This window comes from Nonomuraea purpurea, assembly GCF_042650645.1.
Lineage (GTDB): Bacteria > Actinomycetota > Actinomycetes > Streptosporangiales > Streptosporangiaceae > Nonomuraea > Nonomuraea purpurea.
The window spans coordinates 202,503-214,071 of record NZ_JBHSBI010000017.1; the positions used below are offsets into that span (position 1 = coordinate 202,503).

6 protein-coding genes are annotated in these 11,569 nt (G+C 68.4%); 4 read left to right on the forward strand and 2 right to left on the reverse strand.

Features of this window, described 5'->3' with window-relative positions:
- Positions 1-168: 168 nt before the first annotated feature.
- Positions 169-705 (reverse strand): TetR/AcrR family transcriptional regulator, encoded by a 537-nt coding sequence (locus ACFOY2_RS31480; protein WP_379531722.1) that lies wholly within the window; start codon positions 703-705, stop codon positions 169-171.
- Between the two features lie 639 nt (positions 706-1,344).
- Entirely contained in the window at positions 1,345-2,007 is a 663-nt protein-coding gene (gene nucS / locus ACFOY2_RS31485) for an endonuclease NucS (protein ID WP_379531723.1), read from the reverse strand.
- A gap of 65 nt (positions 2,008-2,072) precedes the next feature.
- Between nucS and ACFOY2_RS31490 the strand changes: the two genes are divergently transcribed.
- The 4 genes from ACFOY2_RS31490 to ACFOY2_RS31505 all read left to right on the forward strand — a co-directional run.
- Positions 2,073-2,363: an ATP/GTP-binding protein gene (locus ACFOY2_RS31490; RefSeq protein ID WP_379531724.1), complete on the forward strand. Its 291-nt coding sequence runs from the start codon at positions 2,073-2,075 to the stop codon at positions 2,361-2,363.
- Between the two features lie 108 nt (positions 2,364-2,471).
- Positions 2,472-3,176 (forward strand): alpha/beta hydrolase, encoded by a 705-nt coding sequence (locus ACFOY2_RS31495; RefSeq protein ID WP_379531732.1) that lies wholly within the window; start codon positions 2,472-2,474, stop codon positions 3,174-3,176.
- Between the two features lie 235 nt (positions 3,177-3,411).
- Positions 3,412-6,630 (forward strand): LamG-like jellyroll fold domain-containing protein, encoded by a 3,219-nt coding sequence (locus ACFOY2_RS31500; RefSeq protein WP_379531725.1) that lies wholly within the window; start codon positions 3,412-3,414, stop codon positions 6,628-6,630.
- 93 nt (positions 6,631-6,723) lie between these two features.
- On the forward strand, positions 6,724-11,569 hold a 4,846-nt coding region (locus ACFOY2_RS31505; protein WP_379531726.1), incomplete at its 3' end, for a type IV secretion protein Rhs.

Genomic DNA, 11,569 nt, shown 5'->3' on the forward strand with positions numbered 1-11,569 from the left:
TATCGGAGCGGGTGACGATCAGCCGTCGCCCGCTCTTTTTATGGTTTAGGCGAAATGCAGTTTTCGGTTGGCCCACTTGTGGGACTCGTGGGGCGGAATACAACTCCGAACGGATTTATCGCCTGCACGGTGAAGGTAATGACGCTTGGTGACCGCGCCATCACCGCCTTACCGCAGGATCCGCTCGAAGATGTGCACGGCCACCTCCGCGAGTTCGTCGATCTCCGGTTGGTCTTCCGCGTGCAGCCATTCGATCAGCAACTCCTGTAACGCCCCAATGGCGCCGAGCGCGACCAGTCGCCGATTCAACGGGGCGGCCAACGGGAAATCGGCCGAGGCCTCCTCGATGAGCCGGGCGAAGGACGCCACGGCGCGCTGGCGGGACAGCGCCAGAACGTCTCCTGATCTGCGAACCTCCACGTGCATGATTCGGGCGCGTCGCCAGTCGGCCGTGGTGTACTCGATATATGCGCGTATCCCCGCCTTGACCCGTTCGCCCAGGGCGTTCGGCGCCTCCTGTAACGCCTTGGACACGACGGCCAGGCTTTCGTCCACACACCGCTCGTGCAGCGCCTGAAGGAGCTCCTCGCGGCCGCCGAAACATTCGTAGAAGGCGCGGTTGGAGATCCTCGCCTCCGAGCACAGTCTTTCGATCGTCGTCGCCGCGAAACCCGGCTTCGCGTATAGCGTGTAGGCGGCCGTCATCAGCCGCTCCCGTCTGTCTGCCAGCCTTTGCTCAGCCGACATTCCCCGGTAAGACCGGTTCACATTCCACCCGTCCAACATGATCGTGGCCCCCAGAGCACACAATTATGGACGGATGATCCGTTTTGGGAAAGGGCAAGAAGATTATCTTTTACGTCGGCCGTGCAAGAACGTGACAAGCCTGATCAGCCGCTCAAGTTCGACGGGCCCGCTGAACGCCACCATGCCCGCTCGCATCCTACGCGCCGACACACATCACCCGAGAACACCGGCCCACACCTCCGCCACCCACTCGGCCAGCTCACGCATGAAACTTTCATACACGCCGCCCCCGACATAAACGCGCCGCCCAGCCGCGCTCCCAGCAGCCTCCTGGACGGCTTCTGGGGGCTGACGTCGGGTGGCCGGGGTACAGCGGGCGCCACGGGCAGGATGAGAACCACGTAGGGGGCCAACGTTGCGCCCCGTAACGGCGGGTCACCACTGAAGGGTCAGCAGGCGTTTCCTGGAGGGCCCGCAGCCGAAGTGCGGTGGGTGGTTGGGCACGGCAGCGCGTAACAGATGGGCTTTTCCGACGAGCAGCAGAAGCGGCCCTGCACCAGTGCGGTGGGTGGGCTTTTCCGACGAGCGCCCTGCGCCTTAGAACAGCGTGGGATTTTCCGGCTCGATGCCGCGGAGGGCATCGTAGTCGAGGGTGACGCAGGTGATGCCGCGGTCGGAGGCGAGGACGCGGGCCTGGGGTTTGATCTCCTGGGCCGCGAACACCCCCCGGACGGGAGCGATCAGCGGATCGCGGTTGAGCAGCTCCAGATACCGGGTGAGCTGCTCGACGCCGTCGATCTCGCCGCGTCGCTTGATCTCCACCGCCACCGTCGCCCCCACCGCGTCACGGCACAGGATGTCGACGGGCCCGATCGCCGTCATGTACTCGCGCCTGACCAGCGAGTAGCCCTCGCCCAGCGTCGTGATGTGCTCGGCGAGCAGCTCCTGCAGGTGGGCCTCCACGCCGTCCTTGATCAGCCCGGGGTCGACGCCCAGTTCGTGGCTGGTGTCGTGGATGATTTCGGCCATCGTCAGCACCAGCTTCTCGCCGGTCTTGCCGTGGGTGACCGTCCAGGTCTCGCCGTCCTCTTTGAGCTTGCACGGCGGGTTCATCCAGTTGAGCGGCTTGAACGCGCGGTCGTCGGCGTGAATGCTCACGCTGCCGTCCGCCTTGATGAGGACGAGTCTTGGCGCCATCGGCAGGTGCGCCGTGAGCCGTCCGATGTAATCCACGCTGCATCGCGCGATGACCAGCCGCATGACGATCCACCTTAGCGGTTCTGGAAAACTGGAGGCATGGCGTTGGAAAGGGTGGGTGTGCGTTGATGAGCCCCCGACGGGCGCGCCGCAGGGAGTCCTCCCGCCCTTTCGGCTTCCCGACCGGCATGGACAAGGTGGAGGAGTGGCCGGACGGCGAGTGGAAGGTGCGCATGCTGACAGGCGCCTCCTCGCAGAAAAACTACCGCTGTCCTGGCTGCGACCAGGAGATCCGCAGCGGCCAGCCGCATCTTGTCGCCTGGCCCAACTGGACGGGCGGCGACGAGGAACGCCGCCACTGGCATGCGTCCTGCTGGCGCAAGAGACTCGACCGCGGCCCTGGCCGCAGCCGCTACTGATGCGAGCGCGATCAAAACCAGCCGCGACCAACCCCGGACGCGACCAGAACGAGAGCGCGACGGAAGACCGTGCGCGACAGAAGACCAGCCATGAAATTGGGGGCGATTGTGGAGATTCGTGCGGCGACGGTGCTGCCCGCGCGGCGGGAGCCGATCGAGCTGCACACCGGCGACGGCCTGACCCTGGTGGGGGAGCTGGCTGTGCCGGTCGACCGCCCGCCGGCGGCGACGCTGGTGACGTTGCACCCGCTGCCCACCCACGGCGGCTTCATGGACAGTCACGTCTACAAGAAGGCCGCCAACCGTCTGCCCGCCCTCGCCGACCTGGCCGTGCTGCGTTTCAATACGCGCGGCACTTCGTCGGAGCGGGGCACGTCGGAGGGCGCGTTCGACGGTGGCGAGGGTGAGCGGTTCGATGTCGCGGCGGCGCTGGAGTTCGCCGACTACCACGATCTGCCGAGGGTGTGGGTCGTCGGCTGGTCGTTCGGCACCGAGTTGACGCTCAAGTGGGCCCACGACCCGCTCGTGGAGGGCGCGATCCTGCTCTCGCCCCCGCTCCACAGGGCCACCGACGACGACCTCGACGCGTGGGCGCGGTTCGGGCGGCCTTTGGTGGCGCTGGTGCCGGAGTTCGACGACTATCTGCGGCCGGAGGAGGCCCGCGCCAGGTTCGCGCGGGTGCCGCAGGCCGAGGTCATCGGGGTCGACGGGGCCAAGCATCTGTGGGTGGGGGAGCCGTATGTGCGCATCGCCCTGAACGAGATCGTCAAGCGGGTCAACCCGGCGGCTTCGCCCCTGCCGACGGAGGTCTGAGCCGTCTGGCGGATATCTCCACGGAGATTCGGTCCCTGAAGAAATCTTTGAGCAGAATGAACAAAACCCTGGACTCATAGTTCGGAGCCGGGTGATGATCCGATCGTCAACCGACGATCGTGGAGACGCCGGGCGGATGCTTTGTCCCGCGCGTGATCCAGCTCACCTTGAGCGAGGACGTATGCGGGCAGTGCGTGGGCTGGTTGCGGCGGCGTTAGCCTTCACGATCTTGGCGGTGCCGGATCCGGCGCCCGCCGCCGAGACGGAGACCGTCCGGGAGACCGTCCAGCGGAAAGTCCAGTCGCCCGAGGCGTCCGCTCTCGCGCTTGCCCGCACGGAGGGCAAGCCGGTCGAGGTCGAGTCGCTGCGCGACGAGACCAGCCAGGTCTGGGCCAAGCCTGACGGCACGTTCACCTTGGAGCAGAACGTCCGCCCGGTGCGCGTGCGCAAGTCCGGCGGCTGGGTCCCGGTGGACACCACCCTCCGCGTTCGCCCCGACGGCGCGGTCGAGCCGGTCGCCACGGCGGCCGGCCTGACGTTCTCCGGTGGCGGCACCGCCCCGCTCGCCCGCCTGTCGCGCGGCGCCAAGTCCCTGGAGCTCGGCTGGCAGGGCGCCCTGCCCAAGCCCACCCTGAACGGCGACACCGCCACCTATCCCGAGGTCATGCCGGGCGTCGACCTCCAGGTCACCGCGGACGTGGACGGCTTCTCGCACCTCCTGGTGGTCAAGTCGCGCAAGGCGGCGGCGAACCTGACCGACCTGACGTATCCGCTCGACGCCAAGGGCCTGTCGCTGAAGTCGGACGCGGCAGGCAACCTGGAGGCCGTCGACAACGGCGGTGGCACGATCTTCATCGCGCCCACGCCGAAGATGTGGGACTCGGAGGGGATCACGAGCCCGCAGGCGCTCAAGGAAGGCCGCTCTCCGGAGGCCAGGGAGGCCACGATGGGAGTGGAGCTGACGGGCAGGCAGCTCCGGCTGAAGCCGGACAGGAAGATGCTGACGGATCCGAAGACCAAGTTCCCCCTCTACCTGGATCCGTACTTCTCGGCCTCGCGCGGCTCGTGGACGACGGTCTGGAGCAGCTGGCCCACCTCCAACTACCTCAACGCCAACGACATCGCCCGCGTCGGCCGCATCAGCTCCACCCAGACGAACCGCACGTTCTTCCAGATGGCCAGTGGCTCCACCATCCACGGCAAGCAGATCATCAAGGCGACGCTGCGCACGTATGAGACGTGGTCGTACTCGTGCACCGCCCGCAAGGTGGAGGCCTGGGGGACCGGCGCGATCAGCAAGAGCACCACCTGGAAGAACCCGCCGGCGAAGACCAGGTTGCTCTCCACGGTGAACGTGGCCAAGGGCTATGGCACGGGGTCCTGCGCACCCGGCGGTGTGGAGTTCGACGTCACGTCGTGGGCCGCCGACGCCGCCGCCAAGAAATGGCCCACCATGACCATCGGTCTCTATGCCAACGATGAGAAGGACAACTGGGCCTGGAAGAAGTTCAGGAACAACCCGAGCCTGGTCATCGAGTACAACTCGCTGCCCGGCGACCCGGTGGCGGCCGACGTCTGGTCGGACCCGGGCGGCCCCTGCGTCTCGGGTGACGGGCGGCCGATCATCGCCACCGCCGCGCCCAAGCTGTGGGCCAAGCTCAAGGACGTCGACAACTCGGTCAAGGGCCGCTTCGAGTGGTACGACGAGGCCGGCACGAAGCGGGGCGAGTACGTCACCCCGACGGGCTCGAACGGCAACGCCTTCTCCGCGACCATCCCGCAGAACCTGTTCGCCGACGGCCAGCTCATCCGCTGGCGGGTGCGCGCCGAGGACGGCAAGGCCAACAGCGCGTGGAGCCCGTGGTGCGAGGCCACCGTGGACGCCACGGCCCCCGGCAGGGAGCCCGAGGTCTCCTCGCCGCAGTACGCAGAGGAGGGCTGGAGCGACGGCGTCGGCCTGGCGGGCACGTTCACCTTCGCCCCGAACGGCGTCCCCGACGTCGCGCTCTACGTCTATGGCCTGGACACCACGCCGAAGGCGGAGGTCGCGCCCGGCGCCGACGGTTCGGCCACGATCGGGCTCACCCCGCGCCACGACGGACCCAACGTCCTTTCGGTGCGCAGCAAGGACCGCGCCGGCCACCTCGGCCCGATCCGCACTTACGTCTTCAACGTCAACAGCGGCAAGGGCCCGAACGGCCACTGGACCATGAACGAGGGCCAGGGCGGCGTGACGGCCGACGAGAGCGGCGCACGGCCCGCCACGCTGTATGGGGCGACGTGGACGACCGGCAAGACCGGCTCCGGGCTGAACCTGGCCAACGCCTACGCCCAGACCTCCGGCCCCGTCACCGACACCAGCCGCAACTTCACCGTCACCACCTGGGCCCGCCTGACGGGCACCACCGCCTCCGCCACCGCCGTCACCCAGGAAGGCAACAGGACCGGCGCGTTCTCGCTGCAGTACAGCAAGGCCGACAACCGGTGGGCGCTGGTGATGGCGGGTACGGACGCCGACAACGCGACGACCGTGCGCGCCCTGTCCGAGGCCGCGCCCCGGTTGAACGAGTGGACCCACCTGGCCGGCGTCTACGACTCGGCCGCGGGTCAGATCTCCCTTTACGTCAACGGCAAGCTCGAATCCACGGTTGCCGCCACCTCGCCGTGGAACGCGGCCGGACCCCTCACCATCGGCCGAGGCAAGATCAACGGCGCGGCGGCGGACCACTGGGCGGGTGACCTCGACGAGGTCCGCGTCTATGGCCGCGCCATGTTCGCCGATGAGCTCGCCGACCTGGTCAACAGCGCTGCCACGCTGGTCGGCCACTGGACGCTGGATGAGGAGTCCGGCCTGACGGCCGCCGACTCGTCGGGCAGGGGGACGCCCGCGACCCTGGGGGGCGCGGCCTCGTGGACGCCCGGCTGGCTGGAAGGCGCGCTCGCGCTCGACGGGGTCAACGGCTACGCCCAGGCGGGCGCGCCCGCGGTCAACACCAGGGCGGGGTTCACCGTGGCCGCCTGGACGCAGCTCGACTACCTGCCCACCCGCGACACCGCGGCGGTGGCCCAGCTGGGCAGCCGGGCCGCCGGTTTCCAGCTCGGCTTCGACAAGGAGCAGAGCCGCTGGACGCTCGGCATGGCCGCGGCCGACAGCGACACCGCCGCGCTCGTCCGCACTCGCTCCGACGCCATCCCGACCCCGCTGGAGTGGGCGCACGTGGCCGGCGTGTACGACCCGCTCGCCGGGGAGCTGCGCATCTACGTCAACGGCCGACTGTCCACCACCACCATCACCGACCATGTCAGCGCATGGAACGCCACCGGCCCGCTCCAGCTCGGACGGACCAAGGCGGCGGGCGCCTTCACCGGCTACTGGCCGGGGATCGTCGATGACGTCCGCACGTACGACGGCGTGTTGAGCGCCGAGCAAATCGCCCAACTCGCCGCCCAGTAAGTCCTCTCACCACCGCCGGTCGCCACGAGCAGGGCGACCGGCGGCCCTTAGCCGCCCAGTTCCCGATCGGCACCCCCACACTGGGAGAGGTTCATGGATCTGCCGGACGAGTTAGACCTGCCCGAATCCCGCTGGCACCGGCCCCCGCAACCCGACGAACCTGACATTCCCGATGGCTCCTGGAACCGTTTCCGGGAAGCCAAGTCCGAATCCCCCTGGCCGCGCCGGCTGGCGGCCGTCGTGTCGATGATGCTGGTGGTCCCCATGGCCTACGCCATGCCGGCCGCCGCGGAGTCCCGTTCGGCCCCCTCCGTGCAGAAGGAGACGCCGGTCAACGGGACCAAGGTCCCCATCCGGCCCGCGATGGCCGACCCAGCCGGTCAACAGGCGTGGAAGGCGCCACCAACGGTCACCTGGCCCAAACCGCAGAGCGTCGAGCTGGGCGGTGAGGCGAAGGCCGCGACCCTGGCGTCCGGCTTCCCGATCACGCTGGCTCCGCGGGAGGGTGCGAGCGCGAAGGCAGCCGCCGCAGCCGACCCGGTCAAGGTGGAGCTGCTCGAAACGGATCGGCTCGGCCTGGCGTTGCGTGTCTCTCCTGGTCAGGGTGTCGCCGCCGCGAAGGCGGCGGGCAAGACCCGTCTGCGGGTCGACTACTCCGGTTTCCGTTACGCCTACGGCGGCGACTACGGCGCCCGTCTGCGCGTGGTCAAGCTGGAGGAGTGCGCGCTGGACGCCAAGGCGGCCGACTGCGCCCCGCCCGAGCCGGTCAAGACCGACAACAACGCCAAGGACGGCACGCTGACCGCCGACTTCGAGGCGAACGGCCTGTATGCCCTGACCGCGGCGGCCTCGGGCCCGTCGGGCGACCACTCCGCCACCTCGCTGGCTCCTTCGGCGGACTGGAGCGTCGGCACCCAGTCCGGCGACTTCAACTGGAGCTACGACATGCGCACCCCGCCCGCACTGGGCGGCGAGGAGCCGGAATTCGGGCTGGGTTACTCCTCGCAGAGCGTGGACGGCCGCACCTCCTCCACCAACAACCAGGCCTCCTGGGTCGGTGAGGGCTTCGACCTCAACCCGGGCGGCTTCGTCGAGCGCCGCTACAAGTCCTGCATGCTCGACGGCAAGAAGACCGGCGACCTGTGCTGGGACCAGGACAACGCCGTCCTGTCGCTCGGCAGCTCCTCCGTCGAGCTGGTCAAGGACGCCACGACCAAGCAGTGGCGGCCCAAGCGCGACGACGGCACCAGGATCGAGGCGCTGACCGGCGCGACGAACGGCGACAACAACGGCGAGTACTGGCGGGTCACCACGCCGGACGGCACCCAGTACTCCTTCGGCCTGAACCGTCTGCCCGGCTGGGTGAGCGGCAAGGCGGAGACGAAGTCGGTGCAGACGGTGCCGGTGTTCGGCAACAACAGCACCGAGCCCTGCTACAACAGCACTCCGGCCAACGCGTGGTGCCAGCAGGCGTACCGGTGGAACCTCGACTACGCCGTCGACAGCCACGGGAACGCCACGACGTACTGGTACGAGCGCGAGACCAACTACTACGGCCGAAACTCCAAGCCGGAATTGGGCACCCAGTACACCCGGGGCGCCTACCTGGCCCGGATCGACTACGGCTACCTGAAGAACGAGCTGTTCACCAAGTCACCGGCGACCCGGGTGCTGTTCGAGGTCGCCGAGCGCTGCCTGCCCAACGGCACGATCACCTGTGCCCCTGAGCAGCTCAAGAAGGAGACCGCCAGCCACTGGCCGGACGTCCCGTTCGACCAGATCTGCGACTCCGGTGTCAAGTGCACCGATCGCACGGCTCCGACGTTCTTCTCCCGCAAGCGGCTGTCGAAGGTCACCACCCAGGTGCTCAACGCGGCCGGTCAGTATTACGCGGTGGACTCGTGGGCGCTGACGCATCAGTTCCCGGCCACGGGCGACGGGCTCAGCCCGGCGCTCTGGCTGGCCTCGGTTCAGCAGACCGGGCACGTGGGAGGCACGCTCTCGCTGCCCAAGACCACCTTCATCGGCGTGCAGCTGCCCAACCGGGTGGACGCGAACGAGGGCCGCGCCCCTCTGGTGAAGTGGCGCATCCAGGCGGTCAACAACGGGACGGGCGGTGAGCTGCGGGTCAATTACGCGCCCGCGGAGTGCAAGTCCGGCGAGTTGCCCGCACCCGACAAGAACACCAAGCGCTGCTTCCCGCAGCGCTGGGCCCCGCCGGACGAGGCGGAGATCACCGACTGGTTCCACAAGTACGTGGTGGCGCAGACCATGGAGGTGGACCGCGTCGCGGCCTCGCCGAACGTGGTCACCGACTATGAGTACCTGGGCGGTGTCGGCTGGCACTACGCCGACAACATCCTCGTCAAGCCCGAGCACCGCACGTGGTCGGACTTCCGAGGATTCGGCCGGGTACGCGTCCGCGAGGGCGACGGTCAGGACACCAAGCGCACACTCACGGAGTTCAAGTACTTCCGCGGCATGCACGGCGACAAGCAGTCCGACGGCTCCAAGCGCAGCGCGCAGGTGGAGGACTCAGAGGGCGTCAAGCTGGACGACCTCGACCAGTACTCCGGCTTCGAGCGCGAGGAGATCCTGTACGACGGCGACGGCGGCGCGATCCTGACCGCGAGCACCGAGAAGCCGTGGTCGGTCAAGACAGCGGAATCCACGCAGGGCGGCGTCACCAAGGCCGCGCACGTGGTCGAGTCCCAGTCCATGGAGACCCGCAAGGCGCTGTCTGACGGCAAGTGGCGGCGGGTGGGCGAGGAACGCTCGTACGACACCAAGGGCCTGCTGACCCAGGTGGATGACAAGGGCGACCTGTCCACGCCCGACGACGACTCGTGCACCCGCCTGTCCTACGCCAGCAACGACACGACCTGGATGATCGACTACACCAGCCGCATCCACAAGGTGGCCGCGAGCTGCGGCACGTCGGTGGCCAAGCTGGCCGCCGACGAGGTCATCTCCGACGAGAAGGTCGAGTACGACGGACAGGCGCACGGCCAGGCGCCGAGCAAGGGTGACGTGACGTCGGTGAAGCAGGTCGTCAACGGCGACGGCACGACCATCACCGACAGCACCCACACCTTCGACGCCTACGGCCGTGAGACCAGCGAGACCGACGCGGTCGGCACCAAGTCGGTGACGGCCTACAGCCCGGCCGCTGGCACCCTCGCGACCGAGGTGACCGAGACCAACCAGCTCGGCCACACCGACCGCACGATCGTCGAGCCGGCCTGGGGCGAGCCCGTCGCCGACATCGACGCGAACAACCGCCGCGTCGAGATGGAGTACGACGCGCTCGGCCGCGTGACCAAGGTCTGGCAGGCCGACCGCAGCAAGGCGGGCGGGCAGTCGCCCAGCACCGAGTACTCCTACACGATGCGTGACACCGGCCCCAGCGTCGTGACCACCAAGACGCTGCGCGCCGACGGCGGCTACACCTCCAGCCACGAGTTGTACGACGGCCTGATGCGTGAGCGCCAGACGCAGGAACCGGCGCCCAAGGACGACCAGACGCAGGATCCCGCGCTGCGTGACGGGCGCACGATCACCGACACCTTCTACAACTCCCAGGGCGAGCAGTCCAAGTCGAACTCGGGCTACTTCGCCATCGGCAACCCCGCCTCCGAGTTGCTGGCGGTGGCGGACACCGACGTGCCCAACCAGGTCGTGTCCACCTTCGACGGCGCCGGCGAGGTCACCTCCCAGATCCTCAAGGCGAAGGGCGCGGAGAAGTACCGGGTCACGGCCAAGCACGAGGGCGACCGGGTCCACGTGACGCCGCCGCCCGGCGGGACGGCGACGACCCGGATCGGTGACGCTGAAGACCGCCTGATCGAGTTGCGTCAGTACAAGGGCGCGACCCCGACGGGCGAGTACGAGGCCACCAAGTACAGCTACGACCATGCCGGACGCCTGTCGACGGTGACCGACTCGGCGGGCAACGTGTGGAAGCACCACTACGACCTGCGCGGCCGGGAGATCAAGACCGAGGACCCCGACAAGGGCGTCACGACGACCACCTACAACGACGCCGACGAGATCGTCACCACCACCGACTCTCGCGGCAAGACCCTGTACTACGGCTACGACGAGCTCGGTCGCAAGAAGGAGATGCGCGAAGGCTCGGCGACCGGCCCGCTGCTGGCGGAGTGGAAGTACGACGCCCTGGCCAAGGGCCACACGAACGCGAGCATCCGGTACGCGGGCGGGCAGGCGTACAAGGCCGAGATCGACGCGATCGACGCCGACTACCGCCCGCTGCGCGAGACGGTCACCGTCCCCGAGCGGGAGGGCAAGCTGGCGGGTTCGTACCAGCTCAACACCCGCTACACGGCCGATGACAAGGTCCAGTCGGTCAGCTTCCCCGGCGTGGGCGGGCTGGCTGAGGAGCAGGTCGTCTACACCTACGACGAGCTGGGCCAGACGACCAAGGTCACCGGCCTGTCGGGGTATGTGAGCATGGCCCGTTACTCCAAGATGGGTGAGACGCTGCAGTACGAGCTGGGCGAGGCGGGCAAAAAGACCTGGCTCACCTACACCCACGACGAGGCCACCCGCCGCCTCACGAGCATGCGGCTGGACCGGGAGAACACGGCCAAGACCGATCTGGACATCAACTACAGCTACGACGCGTCCGGCAACATCACCAAGATCGCCGACAAGGCGAGCGGCCAGGACACGCAGTGCTTCAATTACGACCATCTGCGCCGCCTGACCTCGGCGTGGACGGCCACGGACGACTGCGCGGCCTCCTCGCCGCAGTCGGGGAAGATCGGCGGGGTGGCGCCGTACGCGGTCAGCTACGGCTACGACGCCGTCGGCAACCGCACGAAGGAGACCAAGCACGCCTGGGGCGGCGCGGGTGAGCAGGTCCGCGACTACACCTACCCGGCGGCGGGCGGCAAGCAGCCGCACGCGCTGCAGGCGG